This is a genomic window from Paraburkholderia sp. BR14312 (assembly GCF_040948675.1).
Taxonomy (GTDB): domain Bacteria; phylum Pseudomonadota; class Gammaproteobacteria; order Burkholderiales; family Burkholderiaceae; genus Paraburkholderia; species Paraburkholderia nodosa_A.
This window is the reverse complement of the sequence record NZ_JBFPKI010000006.1, coordinates 116,390-132,490: the sequence shown is the minus strand read 5'-3', so window position 1 is coordinate 132,490 and position 16,101 is coordinate 116,390. Positions and strand designations below refer to the sequence as shown.

Below are 16,101 nucleotides of genomic sequence, written 5' to 3'. Positions count from 1 at the left end.
AGGAGTGTTTTATGTTTCCTCATGTTCAATCGTTTCATGATGCAGTGACGGGCACTGTCAGTCACATCGTTCATGCGGGCGCGGGTTCGACTTGCGCGGTGATCGACCCGGTACTGGACTACGACACGGCGTCCGGGCGCCCGTCGACCGCGTCACTCGATCGCATCCTCGCGTTTATCGGGGAGCAGCATCTGGTCGTCGGATGGATTCTCGAAACGCATGCGCATGCGGATCATCTATCGGGCGCCGTCGAACTGAAACGGCGCAGGGGCGGCACCATCGCTACGAGCGCGCGTATCGCCGACGTGCGCTCGCTGTTCTCGACGACGTTCGATCTCGCCGACGAGCACGGCTTTGATTGTCTATTCGGACCCGAGGAGGCATTCACGATCGGCACCATGACGGCGCGTGCGATTCCGACACCCGGACACACGCCCGCAGACACGGCCTATTTGATTGGCGATGCGCTGTTCGTCGGCGATACGCTGTTCATGCCCGACCTCGGCACGGCACGCTGCGATTTCCCGGGTGGCGATGCGAAAACGCTCTATGCGTCGGTCCGGCGGCTCCTGGCACTGCCCGAATCGACCCGCGTATTCGTCTGTCACGACTACCCGCCTGCGGGGCGTGACGTACGCTTCGAAACGACGATTGCCGAGCAGCGGCAACACAATATCCATGTGCGCGACGGCATCAGCGAAAGCGAATTCGTTGCGATGCGAACTGCGCGCGATCTCACGCTGAAGGTGCCCGCGCTGCTGTTCCCCGCGATGCAGGTGAATTTGCGCGGCGGACGTCTGCCCGCTTCCGATGACAACGGCCGTCGCTATATGCGGATTCCGATCGACGAGTCCTGTTTCGTGGCGGATCCCTCATGATCAGCGCGCTAAGGTCGCTTCGGCGCGCGGGTCCAGGCCGTGGCAATGCGTTTTGCGCCGCTACGGAAGCTCCGACCGGCGCGTGCATCGACGCAGATGCGCCTCCGCCATCAATGGACGACAGCGCCGCCCCGACCGCGCCGGTCGACTACGAAATCGAACTCATGCGCTACCTGCTGCTTTCGATGGCTGCTGCCTACTGAACACAGCATCGCTGTTCGTTGCCTGGAAACTTCAGCGCCGTGACGCGAGACTCCACCACCTCGCTGCGATGGGTACATCGTCGTCGCGCGCGACGCTTTGGGAATTCTTCGAAATGAGAAAACGTGCAAGATTCAACGCGACTCCCAGTTTGAGCAAGCGCGATGCTGGCTCGTTTGTCATACGCCATTTGCCTGCGATCCTGTTGCTATTGCTTTTGGGCTTGAATGCGTTTGTTCTTGGCATCGTGGGATAGCTGTGATCACGCACTCAGGCACGCACCACCGTCACGCCGGCCGCTTCGATCGGCTCGATCAGCTTCGCGTCCGCCGAACGCTCGACGACGATGGTCTGCGCCATACCGATTGGACCGATGCAATACGGCGACGCCGCGTTGAGCTTCGCGGCCGACGCCAGGACGACCGTTTCAGCCGCGCGCGCAGCCAGCGCGCGTTTTACATAGGATTCCTCGAAATCGCCCGTGCTCAGCCCGGCTTGCACGTGAACGCCCGTCACGCCCATGAAGTACAGGTCTGCGTGAATGTGCGCGATCGCCTCCACGGCCGCCGCGCCCACGGTGACCACCGAATGCTTGTAGAGCTTCCCGCCGATCAGCACGACTTCGATGGCGGGATGCTCCGCGAGCGCCACCGCGACGCCGGGGCTATGCGTGACGATGGTTGCCCGCAGATCGCGCGGCAGGCACTCGACCAGAAGCGCCGAGGTCGTCCCGCCATCGACGATCGCCACCTGCCCCGGCGCGATCATGTCCGCGGCCTTTTGCGCAATGCGTCGCTTGGCTGCCACCTCCATGCCGCGCCGCTCTGCGATAGGCGCCACCGCCGGCGAAGCCGGGAGCGCGCCGCCGTGCACGCGCTGCAACAGGCCCTCGGCGGCCAGCTCGCGCAGGTCGCGCCGCACGGTGTCCTCGGAAACGCCGAATTGCGCGCTCAGTTCGCCGGCGAGCACCTGGCCATCGCGCTTGAGCGCCGCGAGTATCGCTTTCTTTCGTTGATCTGTGAGCATGGGAATGGCGCACACCGGGTTACACGGGATTGCACGAATTTTCTTGATTTTGCACGAAACTGCACGATACCATGAATGGCGAATGCCGACCAAGGGGAACGAGATGACTGCAACGAAAGACCGCGTGCGAATGATCGAAACCACCGTGCTGTCCGACGACTGGTATGTGCTCCGCAAGGTGACCTTCGACTTCCTGCGCAGCAACGGCGCGTGGCAGCGCCAGAGCCGCGAGACCTACGATCGCGGCAACGGCGCGACCATCCTGCTGCACGATCCGCGCAGCGGCAACGTCGTGCTCACGCGGCAATTTCGCATGCCGACGTTCGTCAACGGGCACGACGGCATGATGATCGAAGCCCCGGGCGGCCTGCTCGACGACGCCGCGCCCGACGAGCGCATTCGCGCCGAAGTCGAGGAAGAAACGGGCTACCGCGTGCGCAACCTGCGCAAGGTGTTCGAGGCGTACATGAGCCCGGGCTCCGTGACCGAGAAGCTTTACTTCTACCTGGGCGAATACGACCCCGCCGAGCGGCCCGGCGCGGGCGGCGGAGTCGAAGAGGAAGGCGAGGATCTGGAAGTGGTCGAAGTGCCGCTTGGCGAGGCGCTAAGCATGATCGAGCGCGGCGAGATCGTGGACGGCAAGACGATCATGCTGTTACAACACGCGGCGTTGCGCGGTCTCGCGCGCTAACATACACACTTCGCTCGTTTTTTATCGATTGCCCATGTACATCGTTTCGCTGTTCTATACCGCTTCGCTCGAACGCATCGACGACGCCCTGCCCGCGCATCGTGCGTACCTCGACGCGCAGTTCGAAGCCGGCAATTTCATTGCCGCAGGACCAAAAATGCCGCGCGACGGCGGCGTGATCATCGCCTCGCACATGCCGCGCGAGCGGCTCGATGCGCTGCTCGCCGCCGATCCCTTCGCGCAGCAAGGCGTCGCCCACTACGAAGTGACGGAATTCAAGGCCACGCGCCTCGCGCCCGGCCTCAATCTGCCGCGGCCCGAAACGCCTTGAGTGTTGGCGCGGCGGGCTGGCGCCGGTTCAGTTCGGCGAGCCCGCAACTGGCACCACCATGCCCGACCATACGATTTCCAGCTCCACCGCAATGGATCGCGCGAGCCCGTCGAGCCCCGGAAACAGCGACGCATTCGTGATGTTCATGCGGTAGAGCCACTTCATTGCGTCCATGCGGATGCGCTCGGGCAGCACGATCTTGTGCAGCAGCTCCTCGTGGCTCTCGTAGCCTTCCAGAATGGCCTGCAACGGCTTGTCGATCACGCCCGGCACGACGAACGTGCCCGACTGCGCGACGAGCCGGTCGTCCATCTCGGTGGGCTCGCCCGACCAGAGAATTTCGTTTGTGTTGCTAAAGAAGTAGCGCTCGAAGTTGTCGTGCGCGCGCGGGTCGATCACGTCGCGCGTGAGCGTGGGATTGACCTTGGGCAGCGCGCGGCTGTTCCAGAGCGCCGGCGTGTTCAGGGCGTAGACGGCGGCGTCGCCGGTGGCGCGTTCGAGCGCGAAAAAGGCCGCGACGAACGGGCTCTTGGTGAAATCGAGCAGCCGCGTGGGTGCGCCGTGGTGCTGCATGAGCGCGAGACAGCGCAGATCGTCCTTGAGCAGGTCCGGATGCGCGAGAAAGTTGTGCGCCTTGCGGCGAAACACGCGAATCGCGCGCTCCTCGCGCTGGCGCCATTGCAGCCGGTCGCCTACGTAGTCGCGCATGTAGCGCGTGAGCGAGCTTTCGAGGTGCCACTGCGCGTTCTGCTGTCCGCGAAACGCCCAGCCGTCGAGCTGCGTCGTCAGCGCCATGAATTGCTGCCAGTCTGTGAGTACCGTGGTCTGCATCGTGGTTCCGGTAGCGTTCGTTTTTGCGTCGCGCCGGGGTCGCGCGAAGCGCGCGCCCCGCTGGACACGCTAGCACATCGACAATGACAACATCACGAAGGTTTCGCCACGCACTGTGTGCACACTCAGGCGAATGTACGCAGCATCGCGATCTGCTCGCGCCAACGCGAGAGCACCCGGGTGGGCTCGTAGAGCCGAAACGTCACGCCGCTCAGCACCTCGGCATACTTCGCGCGATGCCCGGTTATGGATTCGATTTCCACGCGAAATACGCTCAGTTCGAGTGCCGTTTGCCGCTGCGCCACGGCGTGTGCGCGTGCGCGGATCTCCAGCAGCGCGCCGTCATGCACGAGCGAGAGCGTGAGGCGGCCGTCGCGCATAAGGTTCGCGGTGGTGCTGGACTGCGGCCAGAGCGCGATGAGCAGCGTGGTGGCGTTCACGGCCAGGATCTCGCCCGCGCTCAGTTGCGCACCGTGCGGCCAGCCGTCCTCGCTGACGGTCGAAAGGCGAACCGCATCGGCACGACGCGCCTCGAGGTGCTCGCCGTCGAATTCTCGCACGAGCGCCGCGGGCAGTTGCGTGGGCGATGCGGGCTGCATCGCCTGTGGGGCTGGTTCGTTTTGCTCCATGGGGCGTTCCTTGCGGGTATCGCGTGCGTCGGGTCGTTTGAAATTGGACCGTAGCGCCGCGCCGAAGTCAAATCGCCCCGCCCTTCAGCAGCCCTTCAGCCCTTGGTCGCGCCGAACGTGAGCCCTGCTACGAAGTGCTTCTGCATCGCGAAGAACATCATCACCGAAGGCAGCGCAGCAAGGACCGAGCCTGCGGAAACGAGGTTCCACGCCGTCGTCCATTGCCCCTTGAGGGCCGCGACGCCCACCGTGATCGGCGCGGCGTCGTCGCCCTGGGTCAGGCACAGGGCCCAGAAGTAGTCGTTCCAGACGAACGTGAAGACGAGAATGGCGAGTGCTGCGAGCGCTGGGCGGATGAGCGGCAGCACGATGCGCACGAACACGGTCCATTCGTTCGCGCCCTCGATGCGCGCGGCCTCCACGAGTTCGAATGGCAGCTGCTTGATGAAATTACGCAGGAAGAGCGCGCAAAAACCGGTCTGAAACGACAGATGGAACAGGATCAGGCCGCCGACGGTGTTGTAGAGACCCAGCCTGAGCGTGAGGTCGCGCACCGGAATCATCAGCACCTGGATCGGCACGAAGTTGCCCGCAACGAAGGTCGCGAACAGCGCCGCATTGCCCGGAAAGCGATAGATGGCGAGCGCATAGCCCGCCAGCGCTGCGAGCGCAATCGCCCCGGCCACGGCGGGCAGCGTAATCTGCACGCTGTTCCAGAAGTAATGGAGCATGGGCGAAGTCGTGAGCGCGTCGCGATAGTTCTCGATCATCGCGAAGTGTCTCGGCCAGCCCCAGTAGTTGCCTTCGCTCAGTTCCTCGGTGGAGCGCACCGAGGTGACCAGCACGGCAATGAGCGGCAGCAGCCAGATGACGAGCGCCACGGGCAGCGAGAGCTTGTACAGGCGGCGCGACGCGGGCTTCCACTTGTCGACCGGAATCGGAAACATGGGGGCTCCTCGTAGCGGATTCAGTGCTCGCTGCGCAGCAGGCGGCGCAGGTGATAGACGATGTAGAGCAGCATGATCGCGAACAGCACGACGGCAATCGCGGCCGAATAGCCGAGCCGGTAGTATTTGATCGCCTGGTCGTACATGTAGTACGCGAGCACGGTCGAGCTTTCGAACGGTCCGCCGCCCGTCATCACGGAGATGAGGTCGAAACTGCGCAGCGCGCCGATGATCGTGACCACCACGGCCATGAACGTGACGGGCCGCAGTTGCGGAAGGATCACGTGCCAGAGCATGGTCCAGCCCTTCGCGCCTTCCATGCGCGCGGCCTCAATCTGCTCGCTGTTGAGTGTGGTGAGGCCCGTGAGGTAGAGGATCATGCAGTACGCGGTTTGCGGCCAGAGCGCGGCGAAGATGATGCCCGGCGTGGCGTAGTTCGGGTCGCCGAGCACGGGAATGCCGCGGCCCAGCATGAGCGCGAGCAGGCCGAACGTGGGGTCGTAGAACCACGAGTAGATGAGGCCCACCACCACGCCAGAAAGCACGAACGGCGCGAAGAACAGCGACTTGACGATGCGGATGCCGCCCACGGCCTGGTTGAGGTACAGCGCGATCGCAAGACCCATGGGCGGTGCGAGCAGGAACAGCACCAGCCAGATCACGTTGTTCCTGAGCGCCGTGTAGAACGTGGGCGAGTGGAACAGCTCGATATAGTTCGCGAGACCCACGAAACTCGCTTCGGTCATGCCGTCCCAGTTGTAGAGCGAGAGACGCAGCGTGGAGAGAATCGGCCAGATCACGTAGACCGCGAACATGATGACCGCGGGCGCGAGAAAGAGGCACGCGGCACGGCGCTGGCGCCGCGCGGCGGGCGACGCGCGGCGGCGCGGCTGAATGCCTCGCCCGCTTGCGTGCTGCATGCCGCCGTTCTCGCCGCCTGCCGGCGCGGCGCCGTCCACGCGATGCGCAACGGTGTGACTCACTGCCTGTCTCACGGCAAAAACCTCCGCTTGATTACCCGGCGGGCAGCGCCGACGCACTGCCCGCCTTCGCTTCGAACACCTTACTTCTTGTAGATCCGCTGACGCGTCTGCTCGAGCTGCGCGAGAATCGAGTCGAGCTTCGTCGGATCGGACACGAACTGCTGCATGCCCTTCATGCCTTCGTCAGCCATTTCCTTCGTCATGTCGCGATCATAGAACTGCGCAATGCCGCCCTTCGTGTTCGAGAGGATCTGAAAGCCGATCTTCGAAATCGGGTCCTCGGGCTCCGGCGACTTGCTGTTGGCCGAAAGCGAACCCAGCCCCTTGGCAAGCTGCGCACCAACATCCGGCGTCTCCGCGAACGCGAGGAACGCATGCGCATCGGCCTTGTTCTTCGCCTTGCCCGGAATGTGCAGCGATTCGACCGGACCGTCTTCGGCGGTCGGCACGTTCGGGTCGATGATCGGGAACTGGAAGTAGCCCATCTGCTGCTTGACCGTCGGGCTGAAACCGCCCGTGATGAAGGTACCCATCAGCATCATCGCGGCCTTACCCTGGAACAGGAACGGCTGCGCCGCATCGAGATCGTACGAGAGCGAATTGGGAATGAAGTCGCCGTCGTCGAGCAGTTGCTTCCATGTGACGTAGACTTTTTTCACGCGCGGGTCGGTGTACGGCACCTCGCCTGCCATCAGCTTCTGGTGGAACGCGTTGCCGTTCAGGCGCAGGTCCAGATAGTCGAACCAGCCCGCCAGTGTCCACGCGTCGCGCCCGGCCACGGCGATCGGCGCGATGCCCGCGGCCTTGAGCTTCTTGCAGGCATCGAGGAATTCATTCCACGTTTTCGGCTCGCTCTTGATGCCTACCTTGTCGAACAGGTCCTTGCGATAGAACATGCCCCACGAGTAATACACCGTGGGCGCGGCGTACTGCTTGCCCTGGTACGACGAAGCTTCCTTCGTCGAGGCGTACATGCTGTCCCAGTTGTTCTTTTTCCAGTCGTCCGAAAGATCCGCGAAAAGGCCGCGCTTCGCGTAGTAGGCCATGCGCTCGCCGTCGTGCCAGTTCACGATGTCGGGCGGCGCGGTCGTGAGCCAGTTCGGCAACTGGACCTTGTAGGCTTCCTCGTCGACGAACGACACCTTTACGTCGGTGCCGGGGTGCGTCTTCTTGAACTGTTCGATCACCTGTTCCCACACGGCGCGCTGGCTTGCGCCCTTGTAGGCAATGTTCATTTCGAGCGTGCCGGCCTGCGCCGCGCTCGCGAACGCGCCTGCAAGCGCGCCCGCCGCCAGCGTCGCAGCAACGAGCAGGGTGCGTGGTCTGAAGGTCTTGCCGATCATGCGTGTCTCCTTGGTTATACGTCGTTGTCGGTGCTGCATCGTCAGGAACTGCGCAATACGTCTATTTGCGTCTATTGCGAACGGTAGGCGCTCACGCCCTGCGGCTCTATCGTACGCGAGCCGATCACGTATGCATCGTCGGGAATATCCGCAGAAAGGGTGTGCGTGCTGGGCCCGTAGTTGAACACCCAGGTGAAGCCGCCGCGCCGGCTCACGCGGATCGCGTCGCCAAGCGGCTGCGGCGTGAGGCCCGCTTCGCGCGCCACGCGCGCAAAGAGCGCCTGCGTGCTCGCCTCGTCGAACAGGCTCGCGAGGTAGTGGACCGCGCCGCTCCTCACGTACGCGGGATGGCCGTCGCTGAACGTCGCGCGCACCTCCGGCACGGCCCATTCGTTTTCGCCGGTATCGGCGCCGAGTTCGATCAGATCGCGCCAGTGGCGCGCGTGGCCTTCGTGCGCGCCATCCATGTCGAAGCGCACCGGCTCGCTGATGTTGGGCCGCAGCGACTCCACGCGCCACACGCGCAGCGGCAGCAGCGCCGCGAGCGGCCCCGGCGGCAGGTTGGCGGGAATTTGCAGATCCGCGGTTTTCGAGCCCGTGCGCGGCCCGATCACCACCTGCGCGCCCGAACTGGCGAGGCGCTGCGCGAAGTCGTCTGGCACGACGGGCAGCGGCGGCACGACCACGAGCCGGTAGCCGTCGAGCGGCGCGTGCACCGAAACGATATCCACGTCGAAGCCGAGCGCGCGCAGCGCCGAGTAGTACTCCACAGCGAAGCGCGGATAGTGGAAATCCGCGCCCTGCGGATGAATCTCGAAGAGCCACTTCGCCTCGTAATCGAGCACGAGCGCAACCGGCGTTTTCACGTCGAAGTCGCGGTCGCCCTTGGCCACCGCGAGCACGGCCTCGATTTCCTCGGCCACGCGCGCCGCTTCCGCACTGGCGAGGTCGGGGCGGTTGTCGGGCGTATTCAGGCCCGCGTGCATCTGCTCCTGCGCGAACGGCGCCTGGCGCCAGCGGAAATACGACACGCAGCCCGCGCCGTGCGCGAACGCTTCCCAGCTCCAGAGACGCACCATCCCAGGCAGCGGCGCGGGGTTCCAGTGGGCCCAGTTCACGGGGCCGGGCTGCTGCTCCATGACCCAGAACGGCAGCTTCGACATGCCGCGATACACGTCGTGATTGAACGAGGCGAAGTCCGGGTGCCCGGTGCGCAGATAGCGCGCCTTCACGTCGGGTGCGTACCACTGCTGGTCGAGCGCGCCGAGCGGATAGCTGTCCCACGCCGCGACGTCGAGATCGGCGGCGACCTTGTAGTGATCGAACTCCATGAAGAGCTGCATGAAGTTGTGTGCAATGGGCCGCCCCGGCGAATGCGCGCGCAGGATATCGACCTGCATGCGGTTGTAGCGCTGCACTTCATCGGAGGCGAAGCGCTGGTAGTCGAGCCGGTGCGACGGATGCGCCTCGGTCACGGTGCCAACGGGCGCCTCGATTTCGTCGAAGCTGCGGTACTCCATGCTCCAGAACACGGTGCCCCAGGCGGTGTTGAGCGCGTCGATGCTGCCGTAACGCGCCTTGAGCCATTCGCGAAAGCGCTGCACCGCCGCCGTCGAGTAGCTGACCACCGTTTGATGGCAGCCGTACTCGTTATCGGTCTGCCAGTACGCGACGGCGGGATGCTGGCCATAACGCGCGGCGACCGCCTCGCAAATGCGCCGCGAAGCCTCGTAATACGCCGGCGACGAAAAATCGTAGTGCCGCCGCGAGCCGAACCCGCGCACGCGGCCATCGGCGCCCACGGGCAGGATGTCGGGATGCTGGTCGATCAGCCACTTGGGCGGCGTGGCGGTGGGCGTGCACATCACCACTTGCAGGCCGGCGGCACCGAGCGTGTCGATCGCGCGATCGAGCCAGCCCCAGTCGAATTCGCCCGGCGAGGGCTCGATGCGGCTCCACGCGAATTCGGCGATACGCACCTGCGCGATGCCCAGCGCCTTCATGCGCGCGGCGTCGTCTTTCCACATGGCCTCCGGCCAGTGCTCCGGGTAATAGCAGACTCCAAGACGCATCCCTGTGTCCTCGGTTGTTGTTTTCATGCGGGTTGATCGGCGGTGGCGAGCGGCACAACGGCGAAGCCGTCTTCCGCGAACAGATGGCAGGCGCTCGCGCTCGCACGGAACTGGGCGGTATCGCCGGTACTGAGCCGGGCATCGCCGGGCGCCTTGGCGACGAGCACCGCCTCACCCGGCTGATCGAGGTGCACATAGCTGTGTTCGCCAAGCTCCTCGATCAGCGTGATGGCACGCGCAATCGTCAAGGCATCCTGAGCATCGCGCGAGGTGCGCGATGCCACGCCCTCCACCACGAGTTCGAGATGCTCGGGACGCACGCCGAACGTGACCGGCGCGCCCACGGCGAGCCGCGCACCCTGCACCGGCAGCCGCACCGTTTCGCCGCTTTCGTCGAGCGTGACGCTCACGCCGTTCGTCTCGATGGCCGCCACGCGCGCCGGCAGAAAATTCATGCGCGGCGAGCCGATGAAGCCCGCCACGAAGCGGCTCGCGGGCCGGTGATAAAGCTCGAGCGGCGCGCCAACTTGCGCGATGCTGCCGTATCGTTCGGTATCCTTACCGCTATGCAGCAGGACGATCTTGTCGGCGAGCGTCATCGCCTCGATCTGGTCGTGCGTCACGTACACCACGCTCGCCTGCTCGAACTGGCGATGCAGGCGCGCGATCTCGATACGCGTCTGGCCGCGCAACGTGGCATCGAGATTGGAAAGCGGTTCGTCGAACAGGAACACGCCGGGCTCGCGTACGATCGCCCGGCCAATCGCCACGCGCTGCCGCTGGCCGCCCGAAAGCGCCTTGGGGTGACGCTCGAGCAACGCTTCGAGCTGAAGAATGCGTGCGGCTTCGCGCACCTTGCGATCGATCTCGGCCCTCGGCGTTTTCGCGAGCTTGAGGCCGAACGCCATGTTCTCGTACACGGTCATGTGCGGGAACAGCGCGTAGCTCTGGAACACCATGGCCACGCCGCGCTGCGCGGCGCTCACGTCGTTCACGAGCTTGCCGCCGATCGAAATGTCGCCGTCGGTGACGTCTTCCAGGCCCGCGATCATGCGCAGCAGCGTGGACTTGCCGCAGCCCGAAGGGCCGAGGAATACACAGAACTCGTTCCTGCCGATCTCCAGATCGACGTTGCGAATCACCGGCGCATTCTCGCCGTATGCCTTCTGAACGCCGCGCAACGAAATGCTCGCCATCGTCCCGTCTCCATGTTCTAATCAGTGCGACACGGAGATTAAGCGCTTAATCAGCAGCCCATAAAAAAGCGATCGCTTCTGCGATCTGGCTGCCTTGTCTCCGATATTCGCTTTGATTGTCGGGCCAATGTTGCAGTGCCCGTCACAATCATGCAAATGTTGAATCGCCTTCCCATATTTTGAGATGGACATTTGAGATCTCATGCCGACCCTGAACGAAGTCGCGCGCCGCGCCGGCGTCACGCCGGCCACCGTCTCGAACGTCTTGCGCGAGCGCGGACGCGTGGGCGAAGCCACGCGCCAACGCGTGCTCGAAGCGGTGGAGGCGCTCGGCTATCGCCCGCATTTGTCGGCCCGCGCGCTCGCCGAAGGGCGGCCGCCCACCATTGCGCTGATGGTGTCGAGCATCGCGAATCCGTTCTATCCGGAGTTCGCGCTCGCCGTGGAGAATGCGCTGCGGCGCAGCGGGCGCTTTCTCATCATCTGCAATACGGATGGCGACCCGCAAACGGGCCGCGCCTACCTCGAACAGATTGCGGGCACGCTCTCGGCGGGCGTGCTCGTGATGAACGCCAATCTCGACTTCGCCGACCTGCGCGCCACCGTGCGGCGCGGCGCGCCGGTCGTGCTGTGCATGTGGGAGCGGCCGCTCGACCCGCCGGGCCTGCCGTGCGTGGCCGTGGACTTCCGGCGCGCGGGGGAGCTTGCCGCGCAGCATTTGCTGACACTCGGGCATCGGCGCATTGGGGCGATCGTCGGCAGCAAGGTTTCCGGCATTCACGCGGCACGCTATGACGGCTTCGTCGCGGCCATGCAGGCCGCCGGCCTCGACGGTGCGGGCGCGCCCGTACGCTATGCGCCGGACACGACGCAAGGCGGTTATGCGGCCACGAGCGAGTTGCTCGCGCGGCATCCCGACCTCACCGCGATCTTCGCGACCAACGACCTGCCCGCGCTCGGCGCCATGCAGGCCGCCGCCGATCTCGGGCTCGACGTGCCGCGCGAGCTTTCCGTGGTCGGCATCACCGATATTCAGCTGGCGCGCGAGTCGCGGCCGCCGCTCACGACCGTTGCGGTCGCAACGACCGAGGCGGCAGAACTGGCCGTCGAGTTGCTGACGGAACTGGTCGAAGCGCCCGATTCGGCCGCCGGCGCGGTGGCGCGCGTGTGCGTGGTCCCGGCGCCGCGGCTGGTCGTGCGAGCTTCGACGGCGGCGCCGGGAACGAAAGCATAACGAAAGAATTAGCATGACAAGTCCCACCCAGCGCAAAGATCCCATACGCAAACGTTAAGGTTCCCTCCAAACCATCCGTTAAACACGTTGGCGCTGCACGTGTGCACTGCCGCGAGAATACAAATCGAAGACGGCTGGAGAAAAACGAACGTGAAGCGAACAACGTTGAATCAGAAAGCCTGGGGCATCGTCGGGCTGCTATGGATCTCGCTCGTCGTGCTGGTGGTGGCCAACGCCTTCATGACGCGCTCGGGCATGGTGACGGACCGCAAGGCCCTCGTCGAGCAGGAGACGCAAACCGCACTGGGTGTGGTCTCCTACTATCAGAAAGAAGCGGCCGCGGGCCACATGAGCGCCGACGACGCGAAGCGCCTCGCCATCGCCACGCTGCGCGGCACGCGCTACGGCGACGACCAGAGCGGCTACTTCGGCATTTACGACAGCAACGCCGTGGCGCTGCTCGTGCCGCCCAAGCCGGAGATGGAAGGCAAGAGCCAGGCGAACATGACGGACCCGCGCGGCACGCATGTGGCGCTCGAGATCGTCAAAAGCTCGTCCACGGGCGGCGACGGCTACAGCAGCTACTGGTGGCCGAAGCCCGGCAAGAGCGCGCCGGTCGAAAAGATCACGTACTCCGCCCTCGTACCGGGCTGGGACTGGCACATCTTCACCGGCATCTATACCGACGACATCGACGACGCCTTCCGCAGCGCGCTGATCAGCAACCTTTTGCTCGTGACGGTGATCGGCGCGGCCGTGACGCTCGGCCTCATGTGGCTCATCCGCACGATTCGCCGCAGCCTTGGCGGCGAGCCGGACTACGCCTCGCAGATCTGCCAGCGCATCGCCGAAGGCGATCTCACGGCCCACGTGAATCTCGCGCCCGGCGACCAGCACAGCCTGCTTCATTCGATGCAGCAGATGCAGCGCCAACTGGTCGACACCGTGCAGCGCATCCAGACCTCGGCCGAATCGATCACGACGGGCGCCAAGGAAATCGCGGCGGGCAACCTGGACCTTTCCTCGCGTACCGAAGAGCAAGCCGCGTCGCTCGAGGAAACGGCCGCCAGCATCGAAGAGCTCACGACCACGGTCAAGCACAACACCGACAACGCGCGCCAGGGCAACACGCTCGCGGTCAATGCATCGGAAGTCGCCGCGCGCGGCGGCGAAGTCGTGCGCCGCGTGGTCGAAACGATGAACGAGATTTCGAGCAGCTCGCAGCGCGTGGAGCAGATCATCGGCGTGATCGACGGCATCGCCTTCCAGACCAACATCCTCGCGCTCAACGCGGCCGTGGAAGCGGCGCGCGCCGGCGACCAGGGCCGTGGCTTCGCCGTCGTGGCGGGCGAAGTGCGCAGCCTCGCCCAGCGCAGCGCGACGGCGGCCAAGGAGATCAAGGACCTGATCGGACAGTCGGTGGCGCAGGTGTCGGAAGGCACGAAGCTCGTCGACGAAGCCGGTAAGACCATCGACGAGGTGGTGATTTCGGCGCGCCGCGTGGCCGACCTGATGGGCGAAATCGCGGCGGCGTCCGAAGAGCAGCACACCGGCATCGAGCAGGTGAACCGCGCCGTCGCGCAGATGGACGAAGTGACGCAGCAGAACGCGGCGCTCGTGGAAGAGGCATCGGCGGCGGCGCAGTCGATGGCAGCGCAGTCGAACGGGTTGCGCGACGTCGTGACGGTATTCCGCGTTGGGGCGCAGGCCGAGTCTGCGCTTGCGTCGACGGTTGCAGCTCCGGCTCAACGCGCGCGTGCCGTGCGCCCCGCCGCACCGCTCAAGCGCCCTGCCCCCGCGCCCGCGAAGGCCACGGCAACCACGCCGGCCCGCAAGGCCGCCAACGCAGCGCCCGCGGTCACAGCAAAGGCGGCATCGGCCAGCCCCGTGGCCACCGCCGCTCACGAAGCGGCAGACTGGGAAACGTTCTAATCGTCGGTCGCGAGGTGATCACGCAAGGCGCCCGCCCTCACCGGGCGCGCCTTGCGCCGCCCGCCATGCGGCAAACGTGATCAACCCGGGCGCAAGTCCCGGATCGCCGATACGGGTCCAGCTCGTATGCGTGTCGTCGAGTCCCGCCACCGGCTGCGGCGTGGCGAACTCCACGCGCGACATGCCGGGCCGATACGCCTCGTTCGGCCAGTACACCGGCATGACGCGGCGCGCCGCCATTTCCTCGCGCAACGCTTCGGGACCGCCTTCGTCGGTCACGACATCGCATTGTGCCGCCCAGTCGTGACTGCCCCACGCGAGAAACACGCCGGCGTTGCCTTCGGCGTCGAACGTGAGCACGGCGTTCTGCTCGGGGCGCCAGTAGTACTCGACGATGCGCTCGCGCCGCGCGACTTCGTGCAGCGCGTCGGCGACGCGCCGGTTCGCGTAGATCGCGCCCACGCCGTGCACGCCGATATGGCCGCGCCGTGCGCAGAACTTGCGCTTGGCGTCTTCTATCGCGCCGCGCAGCTTGCGGGTCATCGCCGGATCGGACTTCTTCACGTAAAAGTCGATCAGCCCCGCGTTGAACGCCTCCACCGCGTGTGATTCGTCGGCCGTGGCCGTGAGCAGGATGCGCGTGCACGCCACGTCCTTCGCGGCGGCCAGGAAGTCGACGCCGGTCATCTCCGGCATTTCGTAGTCCACGACGAGCGCGGCGATATCGCCGAAGCGCGCCGCGTCGGTCATTACGTCCTCACCGAGCGCGTTGCCGCCGCGCTTCTCGAACTCCGACCATGCCGCGCCCGCAGCGGGGTTGCGCGCACTCTGCCGCGCCTCGTGCGAAGCGACGAAGACCAGCGCTTCTCTTGCGCTCGTGAAGTAGCGATCCGTGCCCGCGCCCGGAGAGAGCCCGCGCAGCGCGTAGAGGAAGTCGGGGCTGTCGTCGAGGAAAACGACGGAGACGGGATGGTAAACCGGCTGTCTGACGATGGAACTCATGCTGGATCTCGGTAAGCGCGCTGCGCCTCATGCGGTGCGCCCGACACCTGGAGCGGCACCGCGAGGAAAACATGTCGATTATGCGGCGTCTCGCCTGGACACAGCAACCCGAAGCCGCAGGTGCGCGCTCAATCGAACGCGCGCAAACGTTATCGCACCCAGCGAGCATGAAGCGGTTTGCGTATGTGGGGAGCACGGTATTGGATGAAGAGGAACGCGAAGAGAATGGTGCATGCCTCCGTTTCTCCGGAGGCACGCGCGGCTGCCGCCTGCAGTCCCTATCTGGAGTCACTCTGATGTACGCACGCGAATCCATTCCCGCCGTCCTGTCCCGTGGCACCGCCGGATTCTCCGACGAAATCATGGAAGCTACGCCGACCAAAACGTTTCATCACGTCATCGACATCTACCTGAAGGACTCGAACGCATTCATGAACACCTATTTCGCCCGTTATTTCGAATGGCAGGGCATTTGCCGCGAACGCTGGTTTCACGAGTGCATTCACAACAATCTGCTCGCCTCGGGCGGCGTGTTCGTCACCAAGCGCGCACACCAGGAATACGTGCAGGAAACCTTTCCGTTCCAGCGCGTGGATTGCTACCTCAACACCTTCCAGGTGCGTCAGTGCTCCGCGTATCTCGTGTTCCGCTTTTGCGTCGACGGGCGGCCCGTTTCGCTCGGCTATCAGCAGATCCTCTTTGCCGGCACCGATAAGCGTATTCGCCGCTTTCCGCCCGGCATCATCGAGCGCGTGAAGGAATACGAGCTGGTCCTGCCTTCGGGTTCGAACTGAGCGGATTGAAC

General features: G+C 64.9%; 15 protein-coding genes. 6 read left to right on the top strand and 9 right to left on the bottom strand.

Annotated elements, in window-relative coordinates:
* Window positions 1-11: 11 nt before the first annotated feature.
* The gene (locus AB3X98_RS18225) at window positions 12-878 is read left to right on the top strand and encodes an MBL fold metallo-hydrolase (protein ID WP_368602407.1); all 867 of its coding nucleotides are present in this window, start codon (window positions 12-14) and stop codon (window positions 876-878) included.
* A 471-nt stretch (window positions 879-1,349) separates the two neighbouring features.
* On the opposite strand, the gene AB3X98_RS18220 is transcribed toward AB3X98_RS18225, so the two are convergent.
* Window positions 1,350-2,105: a DeoR/GlpR family DNA-binding transcription regulator gene (locus AB3X98_RS18220; protein ID WP_368602406.1), complete on the bottom strand. Its 756-nt coding sequence runs from the start codon at window positions 2,103-2,105 to the stop codon at window positions 1,350-1,352.
* Between the two features lie 103 nt (window positions 2,106-2,208).
* Here AB3X98_RS18220 and AB3X98_RS18215 point away from each other — a divergent pair, with 103 nt between their 5' ends.
* Both AB3X98_RS18215 and AB3X98_RS18210 read left to right on the top strand, forming a co-directional pair.
* Complete coding sequence (locus AB3X98_RS18215) at window positions 2,209-2,796, top strand: NUDIX domain-containing protein (RefSeq protein WP_069265987.1); 588 nt, start codon at window positions 2,209-2,211, stop codon at window positions 2,794-2,796.
* A 34-nt stretch (window positions 2,797-2,830) separates the two neighbouring features.
* Window positions 2,831-3,127 carry a YciI family protein gene (locus AB3X98_RS18210; RefSeq protein WP_069265868.1) on the top strand — a complete coding sequence of 99 codons (297 nt, stop codon included), beginning with the start codon at window positions 2,831-2,833 and terminating at the stop codon, window positions 3,125-3,127.
* 27 nt (window positions 3,128-3,154) lie between these two features.
* Here AB3X98_RS18210 and AB3X98_RS18205 read toward each other — a convergent pair whose 3' ends face one another.
* From AB3X98_RS18205 to AB3X98_RS18175, 7 genes are all read right to left on the bottom strand, one after another.
* Window positions 3,155-3,958, bottom strand: a complete 804-nt coding sequence (locus tag AB3X98_RS18205) for an FRG domain-containing protein (RefSeq protein ID WP_069265867.1) — start codon at window positions 3,956-3,958, stop codon at window positions 3,155-3,157.
* A 125-nt stretch (window positions 3,959-4,083) separates the two neighbouring features.
* Entirely contained in the window at window positions 4,084-4,587 is a 504-nt protein-coding gene (locus tag AB3X98_RS18200) for a pyridoxamine 5'-phosphate oxidase family protein (RefSeq protein ID WP_368602405.1), read from the bottom strand.
* Between the two features lie 95 nt (window positions 4,588-4,682).
* On the bottom strand, window positions 4,683-5,534 hold the full coding sequence (locus AB3X98_RS18195) for a carbohydrate ABC transporter permease (protein WP_324159796.1): 852 nt from the start codon (window positions 5,532-5,534) through the stop codon (window positions 4,683-4,685).
* A gap of 20 nt (window positions 5,535-5,554) precedes the next feature.
* Window positions 5,555-6,454 carry a carbohydrate ABC transporter permease gene (locus tag AB3X98_RS18190; protein WP_368602595.1) on the bottom strand — a complete coding sequence of 300 codons (900 nt, stop codon included), beginning with the start codon at window positions 6,452-6,454 and terminating at the stop codon, window positions 5,555-5,557.
* Between the two features lie 143 nt (window positions 6,455-6,597).
* Window positions 6,598-7,860, bottom strand: a complete 1,263-nt coding sequence (locus tag AB3X98_RS18185; protein ID WP_342949009.1) for an extracellular solute-binding protein — start codon at window positions 7,858-7,860, stop codon at window positions 6,598-6,600.
* A gap of 71 nt (window positions 7,861-7,931) precedes the next feature.
* Window positions 7,932-9,932 (bottom strand): beta-galactosidase, encoded by a 2,001-nt coding sequence (locus AB3X98_RS18180; RefSeq protein ID WP_368602594.1) that lies wholly within the window; start codon window positions 9,930-9,932, stop codon window positions 7,932-7,934.
* A gap of 23 nt (window positions 9,933-9,955) precedes the next feature.
* The gene (locus tag AB3X98_RS18175; protein WP_368602404.1) at window positions 9,956-11,128 is read right to left on the bottom strand and encodes an ABC transporter ATP-binding protein; all 1,173 of its coding nucleotides are present in this window, start codon (window positions 11,126-11,128) and stop codon (window positions 9,956-9,958) included.
* 202 nt (window positions 11,129-11,330) lie between these two features.
* Between AB3X98_RS18175 and AB3X98_RS18170 the strand changes: the two genes are divergently transcribed.
* On the top strand, window positions 11,331-12,362 hold the full coding sequence (locus AB3X98_RS18170) for a LacI family DNA-binding transcriptional regulator (RefSeq protein ID WP_069265861.1): 1,032 nt from the start codon (window positions 11,331-11,333) through the stop codon (window positions 12,360-12,362).
* Between the two features lie 150 nt (window positions 12,363-12,512).
* Window positions 12,513-14,294 (top strand): methyl-accepting chemotaxis protein, encoded by a 1,782-nt coding sequence (locus AB3X98_RS18165; RefSeq protein WP_069265860.1) that lies wholly within the window; start codon window positions 12,513-12,515, stop codon window positions 14,292-14,294.
* A gap of 18 nt (window positions 14,295-14,312) precedes the next feature.
* Here the strand turns inward: AB3X98_RS18165 and AB3X98_RS18160 are convergent, their stop codons facing one another.
* Window positions 14,313-15,296, bottom strand: a complete 984-nt coding sequence (locus AB3X98_RS18160; RefSeq protein WP_368602403.1) for a response regulator — start codon at window positions 15,294-15,296, stop codon at window positions 14,313-14,315.
* Between the two features lie 296 nt (window positions 15,297-15,592).
* On the opposite strand from AB3X98_RS18160, the gene AB3X98_RS18155 reads away from it, so the two are divergent.
* Window positions 15,593-16,090: a thioesterase family protein gene (locus tag AB3X98_RS18155; protein ID WP_069265858.1), complete on the top strand. Its 498-nt coding sequence runs from the start codon at window positions 15,593-15,595 to the stop codon at window positions 16,088-16,090.
* Window positions 16,091-16,101: the final 11 nt, after the last annotated feature.

Excerpts from the sequence above, each read along its gene's own strand:
- AB3X98_RS18225 (WP_368602407.1), top strand. The coding sequence starts at position 12 with ATGTTTCCTCATGTTCAATCGTTTCATGATGCAGTGACGGGCACTGTC.
- AB3X98_RS18220 (WP_368602406.1), bottom strand. The coding sequence starts at position 2,105 with ATGCTCACAGATCAACGAAAGAAAGCGATACTCGCGGCGCTCAAGCGC.
- AB3X98_RS18215 (WP_069265987.1), top strand. The coding sequence starts at position 2,209 with ATGACTGCAACGAAAGACCGCGTGCGAATGATCGAAACCACCGTGCTG.
- AB3X98_RS18210 (WP_069265868.1), top strand. The coding sequence starts at position 2,831 with ATGTACATCGTTTCGCTGTTCTATACCGCTTCGCTCGAACGCATCGAC.
- AB3X98_RS18205 (WP_069265867.1), bottom strand. The coding sequence starts at position 3,958 with ATGCAGACCACGGTACTCACAGACTGGCAGCAATTCATGGCGCTGACG.
- AB3X98_RS18200 (WP_368602405.1), bottom strand. The coding sequence starts at position 4,587 with ATGGAGCAAAACGAACCAGCCCCACAGGCGATGCAGCCCGCATCGCCC.
- AB3X98_RS18195 (WP_324159796.1), bottom strand. The coding sequence starts at position 5,534 with ATGTTTCCGATTCCGGTCGACAAGTGGAAGCCCGCGTCGCGCCGCCTG.
- AB3X98_RS18190 (WP_368602595.1), bottom strand. The coding sequence starts at position 6,454 with ATGCAGCACGCAAGCGGGCGAGGCATTCAGCCGCGCCGCCGCGCGTCG.
- AB3X98_RS18185 (WP_342949009.1), bottom strand. The coding sequence starts at position 7,860 with ATGATCGGCAAGACCTTCAGACCACGCACCCTGCTCGTTGCTGCGACG.
- AB3X98_RS18180 (WP_368602594.1), bottom strand. The coding sequence starts at position 9,932 with ATGCGTCTTGGAGTCTGCTATTACCCGGAGCACTGGCCGGAGGCCATG.
- AB3X98_RS18175 (WP_368602404.1), bottom strand. The coding sequence starts at position 11,128 with ATGGCGAGCATTTCGTTGCGCGGCGTTCAGAAGGCATACGGCGAGAAT.
- AB3X98_RS18170 (WP_069265861.1), top strand. The coding sequence starts at position 11,331 with ATGCCGACCCTGAACGAAGTCGCGCGCCGCGCCGGCGTCACGCCGGCC.
- AB3X98_RS18160 (WP_368602403.1), bottom strand. The coding sequence starts at position 15,296 with ATGAGTTCCATCGTCAGACAGCCGGTTTACCATCCCGTCTCCGTCGTT.
- AB3X98_RS18155 (WP_069265858.1), top strand. The coding sequence starts at position 15,593 with ATGTACGCACGCGAATCCATTCCCGCCGTCCTGTCCCGTGGCACCGCC.